The sequence below is a fragment of the Paenibacillus sp. plas6 genome (assembly GCF_057221655.1).
This window is the reverse complement of the sequence record NZ_CM170151.1, coordinates 2,965,413-2,990,863: the sequence shown is the minus strand read 5'-3', so window position 1 is coordinate 2,990,863 and position 25,451 is coordinate 2,965,413. Positions and strand designations below refer to the sequence as shown.

Genomic DNA, 25,451 nt, shown 5'->3' with positions numbered 1-25,451 from the left:
AGTGGTTGCAATTAGTAAACAAGTGAAATCAGCAAGCAAAATAAACAGAGTCTCCTTCAATTCACTCTTTTCATTTCAGAAGCTGTTTAAACAATCCATTATTATATTGCTATTTTTAGCAGTTTGGGAGATTGCTCCTCGTATCGGTTTAGTCGATGCATCCTTCTTCCCTGCTTTTTCTGAGGTTGCTGTTGCCTGGTGGAACATGCTGTTAAGCAATGAGCTGTTTACTCATTTTAATGCAAGCATTATTCGCTCCTTGGCTGGTTTTGGCTTAGCGATTGTTTTCGCCATACCATTAGGACTGTTAATTGGCTGGTATCCATTTGTACGGGATTTACTAAATCCGATCTTGGAGGTGTTTCGCAACACAGCAGCTTTAGCGCTATTACCAGTATTTATTTTATTTTTTGGAATCGGAGAAACCTCGAAAATTGCCATTGTTCTGTTCGCTTGTACTTGGCCCATTTTATTAAATACGATAGCTGCAGTGCGCAACGTTGATCCGCTGCTTATAAAATCTGCTCGCTCAATGAATATTTCGTCCTTTGCTCTATTTTATAAAGTGATTCTCCCTGCTTCGATTCCTACCATGTTTACAGGAATTCGAATGGCGGGAACAAGCGCCATTCTCGTACTAATTGCTGCTGAAATGGTTGGTGCCAAAGCTGGGTTAGGATATTTTATCACTTATTCGCAATATAACTTCCTAATCGCTGAAATGTATGCTGGCATCGTGACAATCTCTATTCTCGGATTAATCATTAATTACGGTCTACTGTCTCTTGAAAAAAGATTATCTCGTTGGAAGCAAGATCCTGCGGAATAATTTTTTTTTAATAAAAACAAAGTATTCATATCTGAATAATAGGAGTGTGTTTGTTATGTCAAAAAGACAATTGAAATTAGGTGCATTTTTTAATTTGCCAGGTCATCACTTTGCAAGCTGGCGCCATCCTTCTACTTTCCCAGAGCGCACATTAGACTTAAATTATTTTATCGAGCTAGCTCAAATCGCTGAGCGCGGTAAGTTCGATACGATCTTTTTTGCAGATGGCTTCGGACAAGAGCTTTTTGAAAACTCACCTTCTGGCATTAAATTAGATCCTGTTGTTATTTTATCTGCATTAACTGCAGTAACAAACAATATCGGTTTAGTTGCAACACTTACAACGACGTATAACGACCCTTTCCAAGTTGCTCGCAAATTTATTGGGCTTGATCATTTATCTAAAGGAAGAGCAGCATGGAATGTCGTTACTTCTGCTAACGGAAGGGAAGCTACTTTATTCGGCAGAGAAAAACATCTTGCCCATGCTGATCGCTATGTACGTGCCGAGGAGTTTGTAGAAGTAGTGAAGAAGCTATGGCTTTCCATTGAAAATGATGCGCTTGTCATTGATAAAGCAAGCGGCAAATACCTTGATCTTACTAAGGTTCATCCTGTCGATCATCAAGGTCAATGGTTTAAAGTTAAAGGAACGTTGGATGCCCCTACTTCACCGCAAGGCCATCCAGTCATTGTGCAAGCTGGCTCCTCTGAATCTGGCAAGGAGCTAGCAGCAAAAACTGCAGAGGTTGTCTTTACAGGCTGGCAAACGTTGAAGCAAGCACAAACCTTTTACCGCGATCTAAAAGGCCGATTAGCAAAATATGGACGCAAACCTGATGAGCTAAAAATTATGCCTGGAGTATTCATTACAGTAGCGAAGACAGAGGCTGAAGCAATAGCAAAGCGTAAAGAACTTGATTCGCTCATTTTACCTGATGCAGGGCTTAAATATTTATCCAACTTTATTGGTGTTGACCTGACTGGCTACGATGTTAACGGTCCAATTCCAACTCATTCTGAAATTGATGACCCAACTAATCCGCAAATTCGTGCCAATCTTGTGCGCGGAATTGCTGAGCGTGAAGGATTAAAAACAATTCGTGAGCTTTACGAGTTTATCGCTGGCGGAAGAGGACATTGGGAAATTATCGGAACACCAGAGCAAATCGCCGACAAATTACAAGAATGGTTTGAAAATGATGCGGCTGATGGCTTTAATGTCATGGCTCCTACTTTCCCTGATGGACTAAATGATATCGTTGATCTAGTTATTCCTGAGCTGCAACGCCGCGGTTTATTCCGTACAGAATATGAAGGAACTACGTTGCGTGAAAACTTAGGTCTGTCTGTACCAAAGCCGATTTCAAATCGTGTTCAAGTGTAAGGAGTATCGTTCATGAACAATAAACAAACATGGCTATCATTTATCCTATTATGCAGTTTCATTGCTAGTTTACTAAGTGGCTGCTCTTCAGCTAGTAAAGCTGCAACAAACGGCTCAGCTGAAGATAAAGTATTGCAATATCAAAGTACACCAGGCTCTGTTTCTTTTCCGGAGCTGGCAGAAGATTTAGGCTTTTTAGGTGATCTTAAGCTAGAAAAAGTAAGTAATAATGTTGGTGGTCCAGAAAGCATTCAACTTACCGCGATGGGAGAAATTGATTTTGGCTCTGCCTTTAATGGAGCAACGATTAAGGCTGTTGCAAAAAATGTAAAGCTTAAAGCAGTGGTTGCTTCTTATGGCAGCGATGAATACACCTATATGGGGGCATATGCGCTTGAAAACAGCGGAATAACCTCGCCTAAAGATTTTATTGGGAAAAAGGTAGGAATGAATATTTTAGGTGCCCATGCTGAATTTCTTGTTAAAGACTATTTACGACAAGGTGGATTAACAGAAAAGGAAATTGATGAGGTTACGCTAGTTACAATTCCTTCCGCGACTGCCGAGCAAACGTTGCGCAATAAACAGATTGATATTGTCATTTTAAGCGGTATTTCTAGAGACTTTGCCTTAGAACGTGGCGGACTGACAGAGCTTTTTAGAGATATTGATATTTTCGGCGGAAGTTTTACAGCAGGCGATTATTTCTTTACTGAAGAATATATCGCGAAAAATCCAACAACCGTTAAAACGTTTACTGAGGGTGTAGCTAAGGCGATCGAATGGCTAAGAGAAACTCCGCGTGAAGAAGTCATTGCTCGCTTAGAAAAAATTGTATCTGCTCGTCCAGGCAATGAATCGACAGAAAATCTAAAGTATTGGAAAAGTCCAGGGATTGTTACAACAGGCGGCGTCATTGAAGACCGTAACTTTAGTATATGGATTGAATGGCTTGAAAAAACTGGCGAGCTAAAGCCAGGTGAAATAAAAGCGGAGGATCTGTATACAAATGAATTTAATCCTTATGCCCAAGCTCAATAGCATAAAACTACTCCGAACTATGTGAAAGAACAATAGAGCTAACTAAAACCAATTCCCGACCGCTTCGCCAATGATAGTAATCGGGAATTGGTATTTATTTGTATTGGATCTTGCTTGAATATTGCATTTCCTGAATATTGTATTTATTGTAGTCCACATAAAAAGCGGATGTCGATAAACTCTATTTGCTCTATTAGCTCATGACTATAAACTAGAATATGACTGTAAACGCATACAAAACTCTTTTAACGAATAGGATGAGCAATAACCGACATTAATGCATTTTCAGCTTGTGTTGAATCTAAGCGGCTATACTGAACAACAACAGGAATATCGCTTTCAAGATAAATCGCATATGGTACGCCTGTTGGTATATACTCGCCATTAAGCTGCAATGATGAGGTACGGATATGTTTTGTCCGTTGACCTGGCAATACATAAGGAATATTTAGCATTGGATCACGATCTTCAAAGTAAATAGAAATGCTTAAATTAGCCTCCTTTGTTGAACAATTCAGTACACAAATCGATTCATGACTTACTAAGCTGCCAGAGCTTTCAGGTGGAATATAACCATCTGGAATCACCCATTGCTTCTCGCCTATTGCCTTATTCATTATGATCCCTCCCTCTTTTATTCCTATGATGAATAATAAAATTGTGATCGATTAAGATCTATTTCATTATAGCGCATAATCTAGTAAAATTTGATATTTCTTGCATTGATAGTTACTTTTATTCAATTGAGCAGACTTAACGTAAGCTAGGGATTTAATATTATTTTGAAACCCATTAATATTATTTTGAAACCCGATACATGAAACCCGTTACATTTGTTATGAATAAAATTGCTCAAGCCAAGATAAGCAGCTTTTAGTTTCAATACAGTTAGCTTAGTTGTTTTCTCATACTATATGCTTACCTTTTATTTTGAGCAAACGGCTGTAGATTCACGAATAATTAATTGAGGTTTTACTTTTATACTTTTCCCGTTTCCTTTTCTATTACCATTAATCATATCGTACAAGCGATCGGCTGCCATCCGACCTACTTCATAAGCTTTTAATGAAACTGTCGTTAGCTCTGGAATGCTGTGAGTCGCATACGGTATATCATCAAAGCCGATAATCGACAAGTCCTGTGGAATACGTATTCCTGCGCGATGAGCTGCTTTCATTACCCCGACAGCAATTAAGTCATTGGCGCAAAATATCGCCGTCGGCCTCTCTTTTCCCCGAGATAACTGGTTAAAGTATGAAATGCCTCCTTCAACCGAGAAATCTCCGTCTAATATCCACTCTTTACGCACCTGCAATCCGTTATTTTTCATTGTTTTCGTAAATCCTTGCAAGCGCTGAATCGTATTGGACATATAATTATATCCACCTACGAAGGCGATGTTTTTGTGTCCAAGGTCAATTAAGTATTGAGTTGCTTGCTCTGCGCCTTCTTTCTCATCAACATATATTCGATTTAATTTGGAGTTTGGCAAATTTCCATTAATTAATAACAATGGCACCCGTTTGCTGACATCAATCACTTCTTTAATCAATTCTGCATCAGGTTTTGCTAAATTAATTCGTCCGCCTATCCAAACAATGCCATCGACCTGCTTTTCTAATAATAAATTTAAATATTGTGATTCACGTCCATATTGTCCATGGTAATCCCCTTGTGTTGAGACAGTGTCACATAAAAAGATTGTGTAGCCGCGACTGCGAGCTTGCTGCTCTAATCCTGCAAGTAAGGATGGAAAAAATGGATTTGTAATATCAGGAACAATAACACCAACCATGCCAGTTTCCTTTTTAAATAAGCTTCTAGCAAGTGCGTTCGGTTGAAACTGATACTTTTCAATGAGTTCTATGACTTTCTGCTTTGTTGATTGTTTTACTGGAGCAGTATTGTTTAATACCCGTGATACAGTTGCTACAGAGACATTAGCTTCCTTGGCAATGTCGTACACAGTAACTCTCTTCATCCTCTATCCTCCTTTACTTGAACATTTAATCAGGAAGGCATGCTTCGACTAGTACCAATATATCATGAAAATTTGCCATATTCTAGATAATTTATCGATTAAATTACGGATATAGTAAAATATCAATAATACAAATGCATAAAAAATCCCATCACCTTGCCTACATAGCAATAGTGATGGGGAATGAAATTTATCAAATTAACAGTTATTTTCTGCTCTCTTCTCCAACAGCAACTGGATTCTCAGAATTACTGCTCCATTCGCTCCAAGAACCTGCATACAGCTTAACATTGCGATAACCCGCTTCCTTTAGAGCAAATACATTCGGCGTTGCGGTTACACCTGAGCCGCAATAAACAATAATGTTGGCATCTTTAGCAATGCCTTTAAAACGCTCTGCTTGCTGCTCTGCTGATTTCCAGGTACCATCTGCGTTTTTACCTTCTTGCCAAAAATGGTTAATCGCAGTTGGAATATGACCTGCTGCCCGATCAATTGGCTCTAACTCCCCGCGGTAGCGCGCACCATCGCGAGAGTCAATGATAATCGTATCTCCGCTTTTGATAGCTTGTTTTACCTCGTCCTGCGTTACAAGCATATCGCTTTGAAGATGTACAGGAAGCGTAGCATCATTAAGTCGCTTAGGAACTTCCTTTGAAACTGGCAGACCCGCTGCTTCCCAGCCGCTATAACCTCCTTCCAGCACATAAACCTCACCTGTAAAACCAATCCATTGCAGCAGCCAACATAATCTGGATGCCATTGCTCCGCCTTGATCATCATAGGCAACAACTGTAGCACCAGGTTCTATTCCGATCGATGCAAAAAATTTAGCAACTTTCTCCGGCTCAGGCAGCGGATGTCTCCCGCCTACTCCATCTGGTCGCTTTCTGCTTGATAAATCATGACTTAAACTTGCGTAATATGCACCAGGTATATGGCCTGCAAGATAAGCTAGCTCTCCTGCATCAGCATCCATCAAATCATAGCGCGTATCAACAATAACTAATTTGTCTGGTAATTGCTGACGCTTTAATAACCACTCACGCGTCACAAAGTACGACATTTATATCCTCTCCTTGACCATCGTTCTTGCTCGAATATAGGGGTATTAACCACTACTCTTATATATATTACTCTCTTTTGTTATTACTACTTTAATCTAGTTTAGCGCAATTTGCAGTGATACACTAGCTTAACCTCCAAGGCCGTACATAGCTAATTATCCACTAATGGTGCATATGAAGACCTGTGTTCTAGCGATCCTCCTTATTTTTTCCTTTCTTACTCCTTATCTTACTGCCTGGCACAATATGACTCGCTCTTATCACTTTAGTCGGACCAGCATTGTTAAGTAGTATCGGCAATCCTTTAACGTCTCCAGACTGCGCAATAATTGCTTTCGCTGTGCGGATAGATTGCTCTTTTTTCGGCTGACTAGCAGAAAAATTCCTTTGCTTTTCCCTCCCAGATTTTTTTGGTGCACTTTGTACTTCCGATAAAGCAGTTAAGATTTTAGGATTGCCCTTCGTTATTGCAATCGTATGCTCAAACTGAGCCGTTAATGAATGATCAACGGTATATGCTGTCCAACCATCGGCAGCAATATAAATATTTGGAGAACCTGCCGATAAGATCGGCTCTATCGTTATGACCATCCCTTCCTCTAAAATTAACGATGTAGGTGGCTGCTTGCTGGTGTGCAGCACCTGTGGAGCTTCATGCAGACGCTCACCAATTCCATGTCCTGCAAATGCAGTAACGACTTGATACCCGTCTTTTGAAGCGCGCTCTTCAATTGCTTGACCTATCGCTGCAATGGAATTCCCTGCCTTAGCAGCCTTTAACCCTGCAGAGAGTGCTGCTTGGGCAGCCCGTACTAAACGTTTCGCCTCCTTGGATGCATTTCCAATAATATAGGTACGTGCCGAATCTGCTTTCCAGCCCTCAACATCTACAACAAAATCAATGGTTACAATATCGCCATCCTGCAATTCATATTGACTAGGAAATCCATGACATGCCACTTCATTAACGCTAATACAGCTCGCATAAGGATAGCCTTTATAGCCCTTTTGCGCAGCAATAGCATGATGTTCTGTCAAAAACCAATCAATAAATTGATCAATTTCCTTCGTTCGTAATCCTACCTTAAGCATTTTACTTAATCGCTCATGACACTTTGCTGCAATCCGACCTGCGCGTTCAATTTTTTTTATTTGGTCAGCGGTCTTTACTATATTTACCAATAACTTTTCACCTCCTTATTCCCGTTTATTCAAATGTATTCAATAAAAAGTAGTCCCATGTCAAACCTATTGAAGAGAAGCACTACCGTTCATCATTTTTTCGCTGCTAAAACGTACTTTTAAATTTAGCGCAACACAAAAAGAGCCCGAAGAAATGATTACCATTTCTTCAGGCCCCAACATATGCTGATTTCTACACCGCAGATGACCTCATTTTATCTAGCTCATCCTCTACAAGAGAGGTCAATTCATCCTCATAGCCGCCAGTAATACGATATTTGCGTACATAATCCTTTACGAACTTTCTCGGATCCTTAGGTTGGAAAATTCTCGTCAATTCCCTCAAACTTTCCTTGACTTCATTCTGGCTATGCTTTGCCATGAAATCTCCTCCCTCACATTACGGATGGTGTCGTTATCGCTAACTCTCGCAAAAGCTAATTAAAAAACTAATAAGCCATTGCCAATGCTTTTTGCTGACTAACCACGATGCAGATATCATATTTGTAAATTTTCTTACTATTATAACATTTCAGACAACAATATAAAAGTGCGTATTCCAGAACGTTATTTTCGCCGTAATTTAGGAATCACGAGGCGAATTCTGTGACTTTGGAGAATGCTGTTTTTGCTTACGATACATACGCAAATAAGCGACTACTCCAACTACAGCAACAATTACACCAAATCCTAAAAGTATCGAAGCAACTACACCCTGCCACACCTCTGATCCCTCCCCTATAACAATGCCTTGCATCTATAATAACCGATATGAGCCGCTAGCATAAGCAAGTCGTTCATTTTGCTCATTAAAAATTGAAGCTGTCATTGTTATAGTACGCTTCGCACGGTGTAAAAGTTCCGCTTTACAGAAAATTTTTCCATTTGAAACATTATTAAGAAAATGCGTATTCATTGTTGCAGTTACGACTCGCAAGTCACGATGCTGAAGCATAATTAACCCCATAGCATGATCGAGCATCGTCATTAACACTCCACCATGCACAATTTGCAGTGCATTTTGGTGAAAAGGCTGAATTTGCAAAGAAATTTTTGCAGAAGCAGGTGTCAGCTCTACGAGCTCAAAGCCTACATAATCCCAAAAGGTTTGATTCCCTTTGCTCTCAAGCCCCTTATGAGAATCATTCATTGTCTGATTCCTCTTCTAATAGTTTGCGTTTCAGCACTTTACCTACCATTGATTTTGGCAATGAATTACGGAACTCGTAAATGTGTGGCACTTTATAGGCTGCTAATCGCTCTCGACACCATTGATCTAACTGCTTTTCGGTAGCTACGGTATTTTCCTTTAAGACAATATATGCTTTGACCGTCTCACCTCGGTATTCATCTTTCACACCAACAACAGCAGCCTCGACTATGGCTGGATGTTCGTACAGTACTTCTTCAATTTCACGCGGATAAATATTATAACCGCCTGCAATAATCATATCCTTAATACGATCTTTAATAATGAAGTAACCTTCTTCGTCCATAAATGCTAAATCACCTGTTCTCAGCCATCCTTTATAAAATGCCGCTTCAGTGGCAGCAGGGTTATTCCAATAACCTTTCATGACCTGTGGTCCTTTAATGACTAGCTCGCCAATTTGCCCAGGCGGTAAAAATTGTCCCGTTTCAAGCGATAAGATACGAGCTTCTGTATCTGGAAAAGGTAAACCAATCGTACCTATTTTGCGCCTTCCCCAAATTGGATTAGCATGAGTTACAGGAGAAGCTTCACTTAATCCATATCCCTCTATTAATCTTCCTCCCGTTAACTTTTCAAATGAATCCTGCACCTCTAACGGAAGTGGTGCGGAGCCGCTAATGCAAGTTTCAATGGATGACATATCAATCGGCTTAGCAAGCTTACGGGCAGCATTAATAATTGCAATATACATCGTTGGCGCACCTGGAAAAAGCGTTGGCTTTTCCTTTGCAATCGTTTGAAGTACTTGTTTTATATCAAATTTCGGCAGCAGCACTAGACAGCCTCCAGTGCAGACAGATAAATTCATTAACACAGTTAAGCCAAATACATGAAATAACGGGAGGGCAGCCAAGTACCGTTCTTCTCCCATTCGAATACGCACACACCATTCAAGACTTTGCAGCGTGTTGCTAACTAAATTGTAATGAGTAAGCATCACCCCTTTCGGTGTTCCTGTCGTCCCGCCTGTATATTGTAAGGCAGCAATATCATCATACTGCGGCAGCGTTGGACGCTCATAGGAAAGCGCAGAGCGATGCAGCAGCGATTTCCAGGAGACATAGCCGTGCTTGCCATACGGAATAGCTGCTTTAAAACCTTCTCGGCGCTGCTTAATAGGATAAAGCCAGCTTTTTGGGAATGGCAGCCCATCTTTAATTGAAGTAATAATTACTGTTTTAAGATTAGGTACATCCCCCTCCTCAGGATTTTTTCCTCTTACATTTGCAATACGAGGATATAACATATCTAGCGCGATTATCGCTACAGCCCCGCTATCTTTAAGCTGATGCTTTAATTCCCGCTCCACATAAAGTAGATTGGTTTGCACGACAATCGCTCCAGCCAAAAGCACACCATAATAAGCGATTACCGCTTGCGGGCAGTTTGGCAGCATAATTGCTACGCGATCACCCTTTTTTACTCCTAATCGACCAAGTCCTCGAGCTAATAAATCGGCAGCAGAATAAAGCTGCTCATACGTTAATCTTTTCCCCATAAAGGTGAGCGCTGGCTTTTTAGGATATTTTGTCGCCGCGTCAATAAGAAATTGGGCGATATTCACCTTAGGATATTCCAATGAAGTCCTTACTCCTGCTGGATAGTGCTTTAGCCAAGGCTTGTCGTAGCTCTCTGAGTCATCAGCTTCTGATACTGCTTGGGATGCTTCTTGCGTTGCCTCTTGCGGTGCTTCTTGCGGTGCTTCTTGCGATGCTGCTTGTGGTGCTGCTTGCGGTGCTTCTTGCGATGCTGCTTGCGATGCTTCTTGGGTTGCTTCTTGTGGTGCCTCTTGCGGTGCTGCTTGCGATGCTGCTTGCAGTGCTGCTTGCGGTGCTTCTTGTGGTGCTTCTTGCGATGCTGCTTGCGGTGCTGCTTGCGATGCTGCTTGTGGTGCTGCTTGCGGTGCTGCTTGTGGTGCTGCTTGCGATGCTGCTTGCGGTGCTTCTTGTGGTGCTGCTTGCGATGCTGCTTGGGTTGCTTCTTGTGATGCTGCTTGTGGTGCTGCTTGCGGTGCTTCTTGCGATGCTGCTTGCGATGCTGCTTGTGGTGCTGCTTGCAGTGCTGCTTGCGATGCTGCTTGCGGTGCTTCTTGCGATGCTGCTTGCGATGCTGCTTGTGGTGCTGCTTGCAGTGCTGCTTGCGATGCTGCTTGCGGTGCTTCTTGTGGTGCTTCTTGCGATGCTGCTTGCGGTGCTGCTTGCGGTGCTTCTTGTGGTGCTTCTTGCGATGCTGCTTGCGGTGCTGCTTGCGATGCTGCTTGTGGTGCTGCTTGCGGTGCTTCTTGCGATGCTGCTTGCGATGCTTCTTGGGTTGCTTCTTGTGGTGCCTCTTGCGGTGCTGCTTGCGATGCTGCTTGTGGTGCTGCTTGCGATGCTGCTTGGGTTGCTTCTTGTGGTGCCTCTTGCGGTGCTTCTTGCGGTGCTTCTTGCGGTGCTGCTTGCGATGCTACTTGTGGTGCTGCTTGCGATGCTTCTTGGGTTGCTTCTTGTGGTGCCTCTTGCGGTGCTTCTTGCGATGCTGCTTGCAGTGCTGCTTGCGGTGCTTCTTGTGGTGCTGCTTGCGGTGCTTCTTGCGATGCTGCTTGCGATGCTTCTTGGGTTGCTTCTTGTGGTGCCTCTTGCGGTGCTTCTTGCGGTGCTTCTTGGGTTGCCTCTTGCGGTGCTTCTTGCGGTGCTTCTTGTGGTGCTTCTTGCGGTGCTTCTTGTGGTGCTGCTTGCAGTGCTGCTTGCGATGCTGCTTGCGGTGCTTCTTCCTCTTGAATTGAGCTTAATTTATCGTCAAGGTGAGTATTTTTATTAACCTCGGATGGCTGTTGATTAGGTGATTCCATACCCAATCACACTCCTTCACACATAGTAGTGCTCTCTTCCGATAAGCAGCAATTGCTCGTTTTCCAATAAAGATCTCATTCCATATCGGTTTATCGATCTATTAAATGATTATCACCTCCTAAACACACTTTCCCATTTAATCATTTGACAACGAGCGGTTTCATTTCATCAGTTCACTTGTTCATTAAAGCGTAGTCCCTTTATTTTTATCCTGCTGCCACTCTCTACACGTATACCTCTAGTAAGCCTGCTGCCCCCATCCCTCCTCCAACACACATCGTTACAATTCCTAATCCACCTCCACGCCGCATTAGTTCATAAATAAGCGAAACTGTTAGCCTTGAGCCTGTGCAGCCAAGCGGATGACCGAGTGCAATTGCTCCACCATTCACATTTACACGTTCTAATGGAAGCTTGAGCTCACGAATAATTGGTATACATTGAGCTGCAAAAGCTTCATTCAGTTCAATTAAATGAATCTGATTAAGCGTAAGTCCTGTTTTGGCAAGAAGCTTAGGTATCGCATAAATCGGTCCTACCCCCATAATTTCAGGCGCTAAACCAGAAACAGCGTAATGGCGAAATGCCGCAAGTGGTTTCAGTCCAAGCTCGGTTGCTTTTTCTCGGCTCATCAACAGCAATGCAGCAGCACCATCACTCATTTGTGAAGCATTACCTGCTGTAACTGTGCCATCTCGGGCAAATGCGGGCTTTAGTTGACTTAATGCTTGCAGCGTCGTTGCTGGTCGAACTCCTTCATCCTGTTTAAAGCAAATCGTTCGTGTTGAACAACGTCCTGCTGGATCAATATTAGTGCGTGTGGCGTTAATCGGAATAATTTCATCCTCAAATGCATTAGAGGCAATTGCCCATGCTGCCTTTTGATGACTTGCTAAAGCAAACTCATCCTGCTCCTCACGTGTAACATTGTAGCGACGAGCAACTTCCTCTGCTGTATGCCCCATTCCCATATAGATTTCAGGCATACTGTCAACAATATCTGGATGAGGTGAAAAGCGCCAGCCAGTCATTGGCACATGACTCATGCTTTCTACTCCACCTGCAATAATGACATCATCCTCGCCTAAACGAATGCGTTCTGCAGCATAGGCAATCGACTGTAAGCCTGATGCGCAAAAACGATTTACAGTAATTGCTGGAACAGTATTTGGTAAGCCACTGTAGAGTGCAATTGTTCTTGCCATATTTAAGCCTTGTTCTCCTTCTGGCATGGCACAGCCGATAATTATATCATCAATGCTTTCTGGCGATAACTGAGGCACTCGTGCTAGTAAGCCTTGAATCACAGCTTTGCCTAGATCCTCTGCGCGCACCTCAGCTAAGCTTCCTTTGCTCGCTTTTCCTACAGCGGTACGCACCGCAGCAACAATAACTGCATCTCGCTGCTGCGTTGCAAAATGTTGACTCATCCTTCAGCCTTCCTCTCTATAGATTAATTTCGTAATGGCTTTCCATATCGAAGCATATGGCTCATGCGCTGCTGTGTTTTGGGCTCTCCACATAAACTGAGAAAAGCTTCACACTCTAACTGCAGCAAATGTTGCTCGCTGACCAGCGTGCCAGAAGGAACGTCGCCACCGCATAATACATGAGCTAATTTGTTAGCTATTAGAGCATCGTAATCGCTAATATACCCAGCTAGCTTCATGCTTTGAATAGCTAGCTTAAGCACCGCTTTCCCATCTTTACCTGCTACGGCAATTAATTCATCCTGCGGTGGCAAATAGCCCATTGCATCCAATCTAAGCACCTCTTGCTTTGCTTCAAAAATTCTTGTTTCTTCACGTACTACGACTCGATCTTGCGGCCGAGCATAACCAAGTCTTGCAATTTCATAACCGCTGCTTGACGTTTTTGCAAGAGCAATGCTTTCAAATAATGTGTTTAAATGCGGCTGAAGATCACCCGCTAACAATTTCTTTTCGATTTGCAGTCCGGGTCCAGCTCCAAATGCTGCACGCTGCATCGCTAATCTAGCCGCTTCTTTGCAACCACCTCCTGCTGGAATTAACCCCACTCCTGTCTCTACTAATCCAAAATAGGTTTCGGGTGCAGCAATAATGGCATCTGCAGGCAAACAAACCTCGACTCCTCCGCCAAGCGTCATACCATGTGGAGCAACTACAACAGGCCGAGACAATCTCTTTAGTCCAAGCATGGTTTGCTGAAATAAAGTAATAATATCTTCAACCTCATCCCATTCCTCATTCATCGCTTCCATTAGTAGCAGCATCAAGTTTGCCCCTACACTAAAATGCTTGCCTTCATTAGCAATAACAAGCCCGCGCCATTGTTTGGCAGTTTCATGACAAGCATAGCGAATCGCAGATAATACCTCTGTTCCAATCGAATTGCTTTTAGAATGAAATTCTAACGCTAATACCTCATCGCCAATATCGATTAAGCTGGCATCGCGGTTACTCCAGACTGTTCCTTTTTCCTCTTTAACTCTTGCCAGCTCGATCACTCTCTGTTCTTGCTCTAGCAGAGCTAGTCTTTGTCGCTGCACATAAAATGTTTTTCCTGCAACCGTTGTATAAAAGTAATCATGTCCAGTAGCTATCCACTCTTCTACCCAGCTCGGAACTGTTTCACCTTCATCTTTCATGCGCTTAACTGAGGCAACAAGGCCGACAGCATCCCATAGCTGGAATGGACCTAGCTCCCAATTAAAGCCAAGTCGCATTGCCTTATCGATGTCTGCAATATTGTCAGCAATAACCCCCACTTGCCTTGCGGCATATAGAAAAGTAGCTTTTAAGATTTGCCAAATAAATAACGTATGAGGATGATCCGGCGCTGAATTTAATAAGGCTTGTAATTTAGCTTTTATTCCTTTCGCTTGTTTGGCTGCATCAATGATAGGAGAGTTAACTTTTAAAATAGGAGCATAGCCTAATTGCGGATCCTCTAGCTGAATAGCTTCAATAATTGTCGAACCAGCTTCATTTCTCGTCTTTCGATAAAAGCCTGAGCCGCTTTTCTCTCCAAACGAACCTCGCGATACTAGCAATTCAAGCAATCTTGGTCGGGCAAATGCCGCTTTCTCTGTTTCATCCTCGCTGCGGGAAGATACATTGTCGACAACCAGCAGTAATGTATCTAGTCCTACTAAATCTAGCATTCGATAAGTAGCGGTCTTAGGTCGCCCAATAACTGGTCCAGTTAGGGCATCAACCTCTTCAATCGATAAGCGAAACGTCTGAGTCGCTTCAATTGTTTTCAACATACTGTACGTGCCAATCCGATTGGCGATAAAATTCGGCGTATCTTTAGCAACAACTACTCCTTTGCCTAATCTTTGCTCACAAATTTTCATTAACAGAGAAGCTACCTCTGGCAACGTTTCTTCAGTTGCAACCAATTCTACTAGCTTCATATACCGAGGCGGATTAAAGAAATGCGTTACAGCAAAATGCTGTCTCATATCCTTTGAGCAATGCTCGATCATTGCAGCAGCACTTAATCCTGATGTATTAGTCGTAACAAGCGCTCCAGGTCTGCGATGCTGATCTATCCAGCTCATTACCTGCTTCTTAATATCTAGCCGTTCCACTACTGCTTCAACAATCCAATCTATCTCATAAAGCAGCTTTGCATCATCTTCTAAATTACATGCGTGTATGCGTTTCCTAAAGCTCATATCGTAGAGGGGGGCTGGTTTTTGTGTTTCCATTGCATCAATCGCTGCCTGTGATAAGCGATTGCGCACTTGAGCAGCTTGCAGCGTTAAGCCTAATGCTTGCTCCTTTTCAGTTAAGGAGCTAGGAACAATATCATATAGCCAAACTTCAAACCCGCAATTCGCCATGTGAGCGGCAATGCCAGCACCCATAACTCCAGCTCCAATAACAGCTACTTTGCTAATTGTCTGCTGTTTTACGTTGCGCTTTGCTTCCAACATTAAATGCCCCTTTCAAAAGGTTTTTGCCTATTTCTTCCTTTTTATTAAAAGTAATATGGACAAGCAATGCTAACAATTGAAAGCAAGTATAGTGGTTAATGCAGCGAGCAAGCTCGATTACTGCTTCGATCGCCTCATCAACTGTTTCTCAATTCACATAAGATTAATTCATTTAGCATTGCACGAAAGTTAAAGATTACAACAGTTGTTCAACGCTTTGCAGCATACCATCAATTACTTTTAGCTGAAGCCTTGCTTCATTTATATGTGCCTTTAACTCACATCATGCTTCTTCAAGCACGGTCTAATTTATAATTATCCATCATATGGTAGCACTAGAAGTTTGTACATAAAGGAGTTATGAAAGGAGCTCTTTGCCTTGAAAATTGTTGTTCTATTAAAGCAAACCTTCGATACAGAGGAAAAAGTAGAGGTTATTAATGGAAAAATTCAAGAAAAGGGAGTTAACTTTGTCATTAACCCTTACGATGAATACGCAATAGAAGAAGCACTACGAATCAAGGAGTCGATAGGAGCTGAAGTTATCGCCATTACTGTAGGACCAGAGCGCTGCAGCATTGCACTACGCACAGCGTTATCACTTGGCGTCGATCAGGCAATTCTGATTTCAGAGCAGGAAAAATTAGAGGACAGCAATTATTTAGCTGCTTTACTTGCAGCGTGTATAGAGCCTTTAAAGCCAGATTTGATCCTTGCTGGCTTATTTGCAGTTGATACTGGCAATGGAAGTGTTGCTTTGCAAGTAGCTGAACTGCTTGATCTTCCGCATGCCTCAGCGGCAATTAAGCTAAAACTAGGTACTGCCGATGAGCTGGGACTAACACAAGACGTTCCTTGGCAGGGACTAGTCGCACTCGTTGAATGCGATGTCGAGGGAGACTTTGAAATTGTCATATTGCCTTTGCCTGCACTAATTACTGCTCAGCAAGGTTTAAATGAGCCTCGCTCCTCTTCGCTTCCAGGAATTATGAAGGCTAAGAAAAAAGCTATAACTGAAAGATTTCCTGGCTCGCTCTTGCCAGAAGATGCATTTCAGCAACAGTTTGCAGCTAGCACTACGATAATTGACCATATAACCGTTCCACCGGCAAGACAAGCTTGCAAATTGCTGCAAGGAAACAGTGAGCAACAAGTAAACCAGTTAGTTTCTATATTACAGCAGTTAAATTTGGCGGACAGAAAGGAGAGCTAAGATGAGTATCAATGTACTTGTCATTGCGGAGTATCGAAATTTAACCATTCGGAAAGTTACGCTTGAAGCATTAGCCGTTGCATACCAGCTATTACAACAGCAAACAGGCAAGGTACATTGCTATCTATCTGCTCCAGTAATTGATAGTTCGGTACGTCAAGCAGCTAAGCAATTACTTGCTGGTGGAGCTGCAAATGTTCATCTTGCAGAAAGCCATTATGTCCTAGATGACGTTCCTAGGCTACAACAGCTTGTAAAGCAATTTCAACCAACATTTATTATTACAGGGCATACATCATATGGCCGAGAATTGACACCTCGTTTAGCTGCATCACTCAATGCAGCGTATATTTCGGATGTCACCTCGATTTCAACAGTAAACGAAGCTAATGTACAGGAAGTTAATGAGCAGACATCGCTGTTTAACATCACTCCTTCACCTCTGCCGTCATCACCAGCAGAAACAGACATTACTCACTTTAGCTTTACTTCACCAATATACGCGGGCAAAGCGTTTGAAACGAGACGTTTCGTTGGTAAAGCACCGTTTCTTATCTCAATTCGTCCTAACAATTATAACGATGCTTTGGCAAAAGCAACTAAAAATTTGCTAGAACAAAACCAGCGATCTGCGCCTCGGCAAATTAACGAGAACAATGTTAAAGCAATTTTAACAACTGCTCCTCCTTTACGGGCGGTTGTGAAAGATGTAATACGTCGTGTAAAAAACGGAATTGATTTAGCAGAGGCTGATATTATCGTTGCAGGCGGCCGTGGCGTTGGCAGCAGGGAAGGCTTTCAATTATTGCAACAGCTTGCTGATCTGCTTGGCGGTGCGGTCGGAGCATCTCGCGCTGCTTGTGATGCTGGTTATTGCGATTATAGCTTACAAATCGGTCAAGCCGGAAAGGTGGTCACTCCTCAGCTATATATCGCCTGTGGCATTAGCGGAGCTATTCAGCATTTAGCGGGGATGAGTCAGTCAAGAACGATTATTGCCATTAACAACGATCCCAATGCTCCTATTTTTTCTGTTGCAGACTATGGAATTGTTGGCGATTTATTTGAAATTATTCCGCTGCTGCGAGATGAACTTTTAGCACTTGCCACGAAATAATTAAAGATTATAGTAAATAATTGAAATTCACTGTTGCAACATTTAATAGATTTATGATAATATATTTCTTGTCGTTGTTAGACAAGAACGCGGAGCTGTGGTGTAGAGGCCTAACATGCCTGCCTGTCACGCAGGAGAACGCGAGTTCGAATCTCGTCAGCTCCGCCATATTATCATTGCCAAGAAGTCAGTTGCTATTGCAATTGGCTTTTTTTTTATTTTTTCTGCTTGGTTATAATCAAATTTAGAATAGGTATTGCCTAACAACTTGTTATCTGTAATATAATTAATTAAACTGCCTTGTTTCCGCTCAAACTCATAAATGTTTAGTAGGAGTGAGGTTTCTTGATAAGAAAATTAGATATCCTTTTTGTTATTTCTCTTCTTTTTCAACTCATCGTAATCTCCTATATTGTATTTATTATGAAAGACCCGATACTTCCAACCCATTTTAACTTTAAAGGAGAAGCTGATGACTACGGTAGCAGCTCATTTTACTATTTATTAATTGGAATTAATCTCATTATTTATTTAGCTCTTGTACTTACTGCTAGACGAGCCTCAATTAAACTTGATGATTTTACAGGATTTAATAAACTGAAAAATGATCAGGAGCGTTTGCAATTTGAACAAAAAATACGACATAAAATGAGCTTATTATTTAGAGTAGTAGCAATTAGCTTTTCTTTTTTATTAACGATAGACATCGCTATTATGTGGCTTTGTTTGCTGCTAGGAGTCGAGTTAAAAGGGGATATTATGTTAACCAGCTTATTATGTTACTTATTAATACTTGGTGTTATTTTTGGCTATGGGATATATTGGTTGAATAAAGATAATTCGATTTAGTTAGCTATATATTTATACTGCATATATCATACTGCATACATCCAAAACAAAGGAGGTTATTTCGGCGTCCAATGCTAGACGCTAAATAACCTCCTTAACGGTTTCTAATTCAATTTAATGATGACGAGCAACGTTAGATCTTAAACTTAGCTAAGCGATCCATAAGCTCCTGCACCATATTCGATAACGCTTCAGATGATGAAGCAACCTCTTGCATTGAAGCAAGCTGCTGTTCTGACGCTGCCGCAACATCAGCAGAAATTTTCATTGTGTCGCTGGCATTACGTGAGAAGTTTTCAACCGTAGAGGCTACTCCCATTGAACTAGCAAGCAATTGCTCAGCAGCCGCAGATACCTCATTAATTTGCTCATTTACCTGCTGCACTTCTGCAAAAATTTCAGTAAAAATTTGTCCTGCTTCATTCACTGAATGAATACCTGCTTCCATTTGAACAGTTCCCTCTGTCATAGCTTGAGATGCAAGTATAGTTTCGTCATAAACCTCATCAATAAGAGCTGCAATATGAGTTGTAGCTTCTTTCGTTTGATCTGCTAGACTACGAATTTCTCCAGCAACTACTGCAAAGCCTTTTCCATGTTCGCCAACTCGGGAAGCCTCGATTGCAGCATTAAGCGCAAGCAAATTAGTTTGTTGACTAATTTTTGCGATAACCTCTGTAATTTGCTTAATTTGATTCGATTTAGCTGCAAGTGCTTGAATTGCTGAACTAGACTGCTCAACAGTTTGCTGTAATTGATTCATTTGCTCCACTGTCGCTTGCATTTTATTGCGACCTATCATTGTACTTTGCTCAGCACTGTGTGAGGAAGTAGCGGCAATTGTTGATGATTCAGCAATTCTTTCAATGCCTTGAGCCATTTCTTTCATTTCTGCTGCCGTTAATTCTGAGAACTTATGTTGTCTTTCTGCACCAGAGGCAAGCTCTTCGATCGATCTCGCAATATTGGTAGATGCAGTCGCTGTCTGTTGTGAGCTGGCCGTCATTTGCTCAGAAGTTGCACTCACATTATGACTCAGATCAGTAACATGACGGAACATTTCACGTAAATTTTTACTCATCGTATTAAAGTATTGAGCCATTTCGCTAAATTCATCTCTTGTATGAATGTTTAGCTCTTGCGTCAAATCTCCCTCGGCAATTTGACTTAAACCAGCATTCAGTTTACTTAGCGGCTTCAATACCCATACGCGAATTAAATAAATAATGATTGCAGCAAAAATAATCGCTGTAACGACGGAAATAATAATCGTAAGGATTCTGCTTTGATTATATTCTTTCAATACCTCATCCATGGAGGTTACTACTTCTACATGCCATGTATCCTGCTCACTGACAAAGGACAGCGGAACATAATGTTGTAAAGCATTATGTTCTTTGCTTTCATACTCTACTGTCTCTGATTGTGATAACTGGATATGCTCAATGTTTGCAGGCTCTCCTAATTGTTCACTATCTCTCCCATTTGCAACATAGTATCCCTCTTGCGAGATAAGTCCTACACTGGATATTTCTGTTGAATAATTTTCAGCCAGCTCTTGCAAGGAGTGTAAAGCAATCATATAACCAATTACACCGATAAAATCACCTTTTTTATTGTAAATTGGTGCACTAATCGGAGTATATAAGACTGGCCGATCAAAGGAACCGTAGTTAATTGGATTAAGTCTAGTAACCTCATTGCGTTCCTTGGTTTTGTTATAAAAAAGTGCTGAATTCCCTTCTTTTAATGAGAAAATCTGATTTCTTACAGTTGAAGTGCCTGATTCAATCAAGCTTACTGCAAATCGTCCTGGTTCTTCACCCTGGCTATATAATTGCAGTCTTTTATATTCTGAGTCTTTCCCGTCAAATGCATTTGGCTCAAATGCCAACTGTATAAAAAAGATGTCCTTATCCTCAAGCATATAGCTTTCTATCATATTTAATAATTGTTCCCGTGTCGTCCCTGCTGCCTGTAAATCTGTAATTAGTTCAGAAATTGTAACTAGAGAACCTGTTTGCTTATCCATTAACGTTTGAAAGGATGAAGTAAACGCTCTACTAGCTTCAACTGCTTCCAAGCTTGCTTTTTCCAAGCCTACTTTTTTGAGCTGTGACATATTAACCATCATTGATGTTATACTCGCAATTAAATATACAGCGATTAACACTATAATCAATTTACGTGACAGCTTATTACGCGATTGTTTGTTACTTGAAAGATGATTACGTGATAGCTTGAATTTCAATGTGATTCTTCTCCTTTTCTCGTTGCTTATAAATTCTTCCATTGTTATATATCGACTACTAAGCCAAGAAATATTAGAAAATGAAAATAAATTTGAAAAGTTTTCAAGAATAATCTTTAAATTAGAATTCATATAAAATGAAAAACCCCCATCTATAAAATCTAGTAACGTTTAATCTAGCAACACTACTAGTCTTTAGATAGAGGTTTAAAAGCATTCCAATTACGCTATGCACCAGGCTTTCCCGTTGAAGCTCTTTCAATGAGCGTAGCTGGGAATTTCTTTTGGGCATGCGTAATTTTTTTATGAATCATATCAAATAATATACGAATCGCTTCATCTGACATTTCACTAATTGGCTGCTGAATTGTCGTAATCGAAGGATGGTAATAAAAAGCCATATCTAAACCGTCAAAGCCAGCAACAGAGCAATCTCCAGGAATTGATAATCCAGCTTCAAGCAGAGCCTTACTCGCTCCAATCGCTAATGAGTCAGAAATTGCAAATAGCGCTGTGAAGGAGATTCCCTCCTTCAGCATTTCTTTGGTCACCTCGTAGCCATTTTCCATTGAATAGCCGACAAGGTTAGACTTCATTGGCCGAACTAATTTCTCGTCAAAAGGAATACCGTTATCCTGTAAAGCTTGTCGATATCCTAAATAACGCAATTGACCAATACTGCGATCATCCATTTTTGCAGAGATTAAAGCAATTCGACGATGACCTAGCTTGCACAAGTAATCGACCATTTTGTAGCTCTCACTATAGTCATCAATCGAAACATAAGAATAATCGTAGCTGTCTAGCTCGGTTGAAACTCCTACTGTACACATTACATATGGCACAGTAAGCTTCTCGAGCTTTTCCTTTGAATGAAGTAAATAACCACCAAGAAAAATAATGCCTTTAAGCTTTTTCTCAGTAATTAATTCATTTGCAACATCAAACTCATCCTGATGTTCGTACACCTGGTGCAAAATAAAGGAGTATTTTCTTTCTGTAATCCCCTTTTCTAGTAGATCAATCATCTTAATAAAGAAAGGATTATGAAGCCCTTTAATCAATACTGCAATAGTCTTAGAGGCTGAGCGCTTCAAATTACGAGCATTGTTGTTAGGTACATAATTATACTCCTTCACAACCTTCATAATCATCTGCTTAGTTTCTTCGCTTATATCAGGATGATTGTTAATTGCACGGGAGACTGTAGTTACACCTACACCACAAATTTTCGCAATATCAATAATAGTAATCGAAGCCATACTTTCATATCCTTTAACTTTTTTAATGCTATCATACGCTAAATTTCCAGGTTAATAAACATTTTATTAAATTGTCGCAAAATTTTGTCGATTAACCTTTAACAGCTCCCGCAACGACACCTTCAATAATATATTTTTGGCAAATTAGATAGAAAATTACGATTGGGATAATCGCTAACACAAGCATCGCCATCATTGCACCCATATCAATTGAACCGTATCCGCCTTTTAGATATTGAATTGCAATTGGTAATGTCTTGTATTCAGAGCCAATAACAAGGTATGGGAGCAAATAGTCATTCCAAACCCACATTACATTAAGGATTGCTACAGTAATTGCAATTGGCTTTAGAATTGGCAAAATTACTCTAAAGAACATTTGAATTGGTCCGCCGCCATCGATCATAACGGCTTCTTCAATTTCTAGCGGAATTGATTTAACAAAGCCGCTGAACATAAACACTGATAACCCTGCTCCAAATCCTACATAAATAAATAAGATACCGATTGGATTATCCAAATTAAGCATATTTGCTACTTTTGTCATGGTGAACATTACCATTTGGAATGGAACAACCATTGAAAACACAAACATGAAAAACAATGCACTTGCCCATTTTGTTTTAATGCGCGTTAAATACCAGCCTGTCATTGAAGTGAAAAAAACGATTGCTGCTACAGAACATACAGTAATAAATAGAGACATACCAAATGCAGAGAAGAAACCAATCTTTGCTACACCGCTTGTATAGTTTTCAAAACCGATATAGGTTTCACTGTTTGGAAATACAAACGGAGCATCGCTAATAAAAAATTTCCCTTTAAAGGAGTTCATAAGCACGATCAAAATAGGCAGCAAGAACGCAATTGCTAGCAGTACCAGCCCTACAAACAAGATCGGTCTATTTTTTTGTGTATCGTCAAGCATTAGCTTTCGACCTCCCTTTTTCTAGTAATACTAAGCTGAATGAGCACAATTAAGGCAACCATAATAAAGAACATAACCGCCTTAGCTTGTCCTACACCTTCAAAGCCAGCTTTACTGTAGAATGTATTGAAGATATCAAGTGCAAGCATTGATGTCTGTTTAGACGGTGCCCCTGCAGTTAGTGCTAAGTTTTGGTCAAATAGCTTAAATGAGTTTGACAATGTTAAAAACAAACAGATCGTAATTGAAGGCATAACCATCGGCAAAATGATTTTTCTTAAAATAATACCGTTTGTTGCACCGTCAATTTTTGCTGCCTCAATTTGCTCCTTCGGAACGTTTTGCAGCCCCGCAATATAAATAACCATCATATAACCGATTAGCTGCCAGTTCATAAGGATAACTAGACCCCAAAAACCGTAACTCGCACTTGTTGTTAATGTGGCATCGAATTTGTAAAGCACACCGTTAATAATAAGTTGCCAAATATAACCAAGCACGATACCACCGATTAGGTTCGGCATGAAGAACATTGTACGGAATACGTTTCTGCCGAGTACTTTTTGGGTTAATAAAAGTGCTAACAAAAAAGCAAACACATTAATTGAAATAACTGAAACAACAGTAAATTTTGAAGTAAACCATAAAGCATTTAGAAAATCTTTATCTTTAAACGCTTTAATATAATTATCTAATCCAACCCATTTTGCATCTGTTACCGTTGTAAAGTCTGTAAAGGACAGATATACCCCTAAAACAAAGGGAATAACAAAGACTATTACAAAAGCTATCAATGTTGGTAACACAAAAAGGGGAAAATACTTTTTAACCATCTTCTGCATTGCTCTGTCTCCTGTTCTGCCAGCATCAAATAACATGCTATGTCACTATACTGTTAGATGTATAGTGACATAGATGTTAAGCTTTTAGATTACTTAGCTTTTTCGTTTTTCCAAGATTCAATCACAGTTGCAGTCACTTCATCCCAAGATTTAGAACCTTGTGCATATTCAAGTAAAGCATCACCGAAGTCATTTTTGAAATCTTCACTTGGGAATGCAGCAAATGTCCAAGCTACTGAAATTGTATCTTTATTCATCCAATCCATAACTTGCGCTGCAAGCGGATCAGCAGGTTTCTCATTTTCATTAAATGTGTTGAATGGAGCAATAAAACCTAGCTCATTTGTTACATATTGCTTACCTTTTTCACTGCTAAACAACCATTCAAGGAATTCAATTGAAGCTTGTTGTTTTTCTGGAGAAACTTTGCTGTTAATTGCAAGGTAGTTTTCAGTACCAACAGCTAGACCTTGTTTTTCTTCACCTGGAACGCCTGTGTAAATTGGCAAGAATTTGATATCCTCCGGTGTAACTACGTTGCCGCCAACTTCAGAAATTTGGCTCCATGCCCAGTTACCGTTTTGAACCATAGCTGCTTGTCCTAAAGCAAATTCAGCCATAGAATCAGCAACGGATTTTGAACCAAGCAATGTTGGTTTTACTGTTGAGTTATTGATGTACAAATCAAAAATGTTTTTGAAGTTATTTCCGTAAGTGAAGTTAATTTCATTTGCTTCTAGACCTGCAATAACTGGGTTATCGTAGCCTTCCATAGCGCTAAATTCATAATACAAAGGAATGTTAGCTAAGTGAGTTTGCCATCTCCATTGCTCACCTGCAGCAAGTGAAGTAGAAGCAAATACCCCTTTAATGCCAAGCTCAGAAGCTTTAGATTGCATATCTTCAACAACTGCTTTCAATGTATCAAAGTTAGTCACTTCATCCATTGAGCTTACGTTTGTTGCTTTATTTGGTAGTGCAAAGTATTTTTCCATAATTGCGTTGTTGTAAATAATGCCGTAGCCTTCAACAACGTAAGGAATACCGTATACACCATCGCCATCTGTAATTGCTAAGCTTTGATCAGATAGGTAGCTGAACAATTTTGTATCTTTCAAATCAAGAGTGTAATCTTTCCAAGCGTTATATCCGATTGGACCATTAATTTGGAAAATTGTTGGTGGTTCAGATTTTGCAATTTCTGATTTCAATTGTGTCTCATATGTACCAGCCGCAGCTGTTACAACTTTTACTTTGACACCTGTTTCAGCTTCATAATCTTTTGCGATTTTGTTATACACTTCAGCGATTTCTGGTTTGAAGTTTAAGAAATAGATTGACTCACCGCCACCAGAGCTACCGCCATTTGATGATGATTCCCCTTCTTTATTGTTTGAACAAGCTGCAATAAACAATAAAGAAAGTACTAATGATACAGCTAACAATTTGTTCAGTTTCTTCATTACTAAATCCCCCTAGGTAATTAATCCTGCTTTAGAATACTCTTTCTGCAAACGTTACCGAAAAGCTTTT

Annotated in this window: 22 protein-coding genes and 1 tRNA gene; 8 read left to right on the top strand and 15 right to left on the bottom strand. The window is 40.6% G+C overall.

Features of this window, described 5'->3' with window-relative positions; all coding sequences use genetic code 11:
- Nucleotide 1: 1 nt before the first annotated feature.
- The 3 genes from AC2TDL_RS13355 to AC2TDL_RS13345 are packed head-to-tail and all read left to right on the top strand — an operon-like array spanning nucleotide 2 to nucleotide 3,257.
- Complete coding sequence (locus AC2TDL_RS13355) at nucleotides 2-829, top strand: ABC transporter permease (RefSeq protein WP_484696582.1); 828 nt, start codon at nucleotides 2-4, stop codon at nucleotides 827-829.
- Nucleotides 830-884: 55 nt separating this feature from the next.
- Nucleotides 885-2,216: an LLM class flavin-dependent oxidoreductase gene (locus AC2TDL_RS13350; RefSeq protein ID WP_484696581.1), complete on the top strand. Its 1,332-nt coding sequence runs from the start codon at nucleotides 885-887 to the stop codon at nucleotides 2,214-2,216.
- A 12-nt stretch (nucleotides 2,217-2,228) separates the two neighbouring features.
- Nucleotides 2,229-3,257, top strand: a complete 1,029-nt coding sequence (locus tag AC2TDL_RS13345) for an ABC transporter substrate-binding protein (protein ID WP_484696580.1) — start codon at nucleotides 2,229-2,231, stop codon at nucleotides 3,255-3,257.
- Between the two features lie 245 nt (nucleotides 3,258-3,502).
- Here AC2TDL_RS13345 and AC2TDL_RS13340 read toward each other — a convergent pair whose 3' ends face one another.
- From AC2TDL_RS13340 to AC2TDL_RS13305, 8 genes are all read right to left on the bottom strand, one after another.
- Nucleotides 3,503-3,874, bottom strand: a complete 372-nt coding sequence (locus AC2TDL_RS13340) for a sensory rhodopsin transducer (protein WP_484696579.1) — start codon at nucleotides 3,872-3,874, stop codon at nucleotides 3,503-3,505.
- Between the two features lie 308 nt (nucleotides 3,875-4,182).
- Nucleotides 4,183-5,238: a LacI family DNA-binding transcriptional regulator gene (locus tag AC2TDL_RS13335; protein WP_484696578.1), complete on the bottom strand. Its 1,056-nt coding sequence runs from the start codon at nucleotides 5,236-5,238 to the stop codon at nucleotides 4,183-4,185.
- 205 nt (nucleotides 5,239-5,443) lie between these two features.
- Nucleotides 5,444-6,304: a sulfurtransferase gene (locus tag AC2TDL_RS13330; RefSeq protein WP_484696577.1), complete on the bottom strand. Its 861-nt coding sequence runs from the start codon at nucleotides 6,302-6,304 to the stop codon at nucleotides 5,444-5,446.
- Nucleotides 6,305-6,494: 190 nt separating this feature from the next.
- On the bottom strand, nucleotides 6,495-7,487 hold the full coding sequence (gene map / locus AC2TDL_RS13325) for a type I methionyl aminopeptidase (protein WP_484696576.1): 993 nt from the start codon (nucleotides 7,485-7,487) through the stop codon (nucleotides 6,495-6,497).
- A 193-nt stretch (nucleotides 7,488-7,680) separates the two neighbouring features.
- Complete coding sequence (locus AC2TDL_RS13320) at nucleotides 7,681-7,869, bottom strand: hypothetical protein (protein WP_484696575.1); 189 nt, start codon at nucleotides 7,867-7,869, stop codon at nucleotides 7,681-7,683.
- 201 nt (nucleotides 7,870-8,070) lie between these two features.
- On the bottom strand, nucleotides 8,071-8,211 hold the full coding sequence (locus AC2TDL_RS13315) for a hypothetical protein (protein WP_484696574.1): 141 nt from the start codon (nucleotides 8,209-8,211) through the stop codon (nucleotides 8,071-8,073).
- Nucleotides 8,212-8,244: 33 nt separating this feature from the next.
- Complete coding sequence (locus AC2TDL_RS13310) at nucleotides 8,245-8,637, bottom strand: PaaI family thioesterase (RefSeq protein ID WP_484696573.1); 393 nt, start codon at nucleotides 8,635-8,637, stop codon at nucleotides 8,245-8,247.
- Nucleotides 8,630-10,279: a long-chain-fatty-acid--CoA ligase gene (locus AC2TDL_RS13305; protein ID WP_484696572.1), complete on the bottom strand. Its 1,650-nt coding sequence runs from the start codon at nucleotides 10,277-10,279 to the stop codon at nucleotides 8,630-8,632. Before AC2TDL_RS13305 ends, AC2TDL_RS13310 begins: the two co-directional genes overlap by 8 nt.
- Between AC2TDL_RS13305 and AC2TDL_RS13300 the strand changes: the two genes are divergently transcribed.
- Entirely contained in the window at nucleotides 10,279-11,499 is a 1,221-nt protein-coding gene (locus AC2TDL_RS13300; RefSeq protein ID WP_484696571.1) for a hypothetical protein, read from the top strand. The two genes, AC2TDL_RS13305 and AC2TDL_RS13300, sit on opposite strands and share 1 nt — an antisense overlap.
- Before the next feature lie 256 nt (nucleotides 11,500-11,755).
- On the opposite strand, the gene AC2TDL_RS13295 is transcribed toward AC2TDL_RS13300, so the two are convergent.
- Both AC2TDL_RS13295 and AC2TDL_RS13290 read right to left on the bottom strand, forming a co-directional pair.
- A complete protein-coding gene (locus AC2TDL_RS13295) occupies nucleotides 11,756-12,961 on the bottom strand; it encodes a thiolase family protein (protein WP_484696570.1) in 1,206 nt (401 codons plus the stop codon).
- 23 nt (nucleotides 12,962-12,984) lie between these two features.
- Nucleotides 12,985-15,456, bottom strand: a complete 2,472-nt coding sequence (locus AC2TDL_RS13290) for a 3-hydroxyacyl-CoA dehydrogenase/enoyl-CoA hydratase family protein (RefSeq protein WP_484696569.1) — start codon at nucleotides 15,454-15,456, stop codon at nucleotides 12,985-12,987.
- Between the two features lie 379 nt (nucleotides 15,457-15,835).
- On the opposite strand from AC2TDL_RS13290, the gene AC2TDL_RS13285 reads away from it, so the two are divergent.
- The 4 genes from AC2TDL_RS13285 (at nucleotide 15,836) to AC2TDL_RS13270 (ending at nucleotide 18,635) form a co-directional block, all read left to right on the top strand.
- The gene (locus AC2TDL_RS13285) at nucleotides 15,836-16,669 is read left to right on the top strand and encodes an electron transfer flavoprotein subunit beta/FixA family protein (RefSeq protein WP_484696568.1); all 834 of its coding nucleotides are present in this window, start codon (nucleotides 15,836-15,838) and stop codon (nucleotides 16,667-16,669) included.
- Between the two features lies 1 nt (nucleotide 16,670).
- The gene (locus tag AC2TDL_RS13280; RefSeq protein ID WP_484696567.1) at nucleotides 16,671-17,786 is read left to right on the top strand and encodes an electron transfer flavoprotein subunit alpha/FixB family protein; all 1,116 of its coding nucleotides are present in this window, start codon (nucleotides 16,671-16,673) and stop codon (nucleotides 17,784-17,786) included.
- A 91-nt stretch (nucleotides 17,787-17,877) separates the two neighbouring features.
- Nucleotides 17,878-17,954: transfer RNA gene (locus AC2TDL_RS13275), tRNA-Asp, on the top strand.
- A gap of 177 nt (nucleotides 17,955-18,131) precedes the next feature.
- Nucleotides 18,132-18,635 carry a hypothetical protein gene (locus AC2TDL_RS13270; RefSeq protein WP_484696566.1) on the top strand — a complete coding sequence of 168 codons (504 nt, stop codon included), beginning with the start codon at nucleotides 18,132-18,134 and terminating at the stop codon, nucleotides 18,633-18,635.
- Between the two features lie 133 nt (nucleotides 18,636-18,768).
- Here AC2TDL_RS13270 and AC2TDL_RS13265 read toward each other — a convergent pair whose 3' ends face one another.
- The 5 genes from AC2TDL_RS13265 to AC2TDL_RS13245 form a co-directional block, all read right to left on the bottom strand.
- Nucleotides 18,769-20,886 (bottom strand): methyl-accepting chemotaxis protein, encoded by a 2,118-nt coding sequence (locus tag AC2TDL_RS13265; protein ID WP_484696565.1) that lies wholly within the window; start codon nucleotides 20,884-20,886, stop codon nucleotides 18,769-18,771.
- 227 nt (nucleotides 20,887-21,113) lie between these two features.
- The gene (locus AC2TDL_RS13260) at nucleotides 21,114-22,148 is read right to left on the bottom strand and encodes a LacI family DNA-binding transcriptional regulator (RefSeq protein ID WP_484696564.1); all 1,035 of its coding nucleotides are present in this window, start codon (nucleotides 22,146-22,148) and stop codon (nucleotides 21,114-21,116) included.
- Between the two features lie 91 nt (nucleotides 22,149-22,239).
- A complete protein-coding gene (locus AC2TDL_RS13255; protein ID WP_484696563.1) occupies nucleotides 22,240-23,076 on the bottom strand; it encodes a carbohydrate ABC transporter permease in 837 nt (278 codons plus the stop codon).
- On the bottom strand, nucleotides 23,076-23,918 hold the full coding sequence (locus AC2TDL_RS13250; RefSeq protein WP_484696562.1) for a carbohydrate ABC transporter permease: 843 nt from the start codon (nucleotides 23,916-23,918) through the stop codon (nucleotides 23,076-23,078). The genes AC2TDL_RS13255 and AC2TDL_RS13250 overlap by 1 nt, the downstream gene beginning before the upstream one ends.
- An 89-nt stretch (nucleotides 23,919-24,007) precedes the next feature.
- Complete coding sequence (locus tag AC2TDL_RS13245) at nucleotides 24,008-25,381, bottom strand: ABC transporter substrate-binding protein (RefSeq protein ID WP_484696561.1); 1,374 nt, start codon at nucleotides 25,379-25,381, stop codon at nucleotides 24,008-24,010.
- Nucleotides 25,382-25,451: the final 70 nt, after the last annotated feature.

Excerpts from the sequence above, each read along its gene's own strand:
- AC2TDL_RS13350 (WP_484696581.1), top strand. The coding sequence starts at position 885 with ATGTCAAAAAGACAATTGAAATTAGGTGCATTTTTTAATTTGCCAGGT.
- AC2TDL_RS13345 (WP_484696580.1), top strand. The coding sequence starts at position 2,229 with ATGAACAATAAACAAACATGGCTATCATTTATCCTATTATGCAGTTTC.
- AC2TDL_RS13340 (WP_484696579.1), bottom strand. The coding sequence starts at position 3,874 with ATGAATAAGGCAATAGGCGAGAAGCAATGGGTGATTCCAGATGGTTAT.
- AC2TDL_RS13335 (WP_484696578.1), bottom strand. The coding sequence starts at position 5,238 with ATGAAGAGAGTTACTGTGTACGACATTGCCAAGGAAGCTAATGTCTCT.
- AC2TDL_RS13330 (WP_484696577.1), bottom strand. The coding sequence starts at position 6,304 with ATGTCGTACTTTGTGACGCGTGAGTGGTTATTAAAGCGTCAGCAATTA.
- AC2TDL_RS13320 (WP_484696575.1), bottom strand. The coding sequence starts at position 7,869 with ATGGCAAAGCATAGCCAGAATGAAGTCAAGGAAAGTTTGAGGGAATTG.
- AC2TDL_RS13310 (WP_484696573.1), bottom strand. The coding sequence starts at position 8,637 with ATGAATGATTCTCATAAGGGGCTTGAGAGCAAAGGGAATCAAACCTTT.
- AC2TDL_RS13300 (WP_484696571.1), top strand. The coding sequence starts at position 10,279 with ATGAAGTCCTTACTCCTGCTGGATAGTGCTTTAGCCAAGGCTTGTCGT.
- AC2TDL_RS13295 (WP_484696570.1), bottom strand. The coding sequence starts at position 12,961 with ATGAGTCAACATTTTGCAACGCAGCAGCGAGATGCAGTTATTGTTGCT.
- AC2TDL_RS13290 (WP_484696569.1), bottom strand. The coding sequence starts at position 15,456 with ATGTTGGAAGCAAAGCGCAACGTAAAACAGCAGACAATTAGCAAAGTA.
- AC2TDL_RS13280 (WP_484696567.1), top strand. The coding sequence starts at position 16,671 with ATGAGTATCAATGTACTTGTCATTGCGGAGTATCGAAATTTAACCATT.
- AC2TDL_RS13260 (WP_484696564.1), bottom strand. The coding sequence starts at position 22,148 with ATGGCTTCGATTACTATTATTGATATTGCGAAAATTTGTGGTGTAGGT.
- AC2TDL_RS13255 (WP_484696563.1), bottom strand. The coding sequence starts at position 23,076 with ATGCTTGACGATACACAAAAAAATAGACCGATCTTGTTTGTAGGGCTG.
- AC2TDL_RS13250 (WP_484696562.1), bottom strand. The coding sequence starts at position 23,918 with ATGCAGAAGATGGTTAAAAAGTATTTTCCCCTTTTTGTGTTACCAACA.
- AC2TDL_RS13245 (WP_484696561.1), bottom strand. The coding sequence starts at position 25,381 with ATGAAGAAACTGAACAAATTGTTAGCTGTATCATTAGTACTTTCTTTA.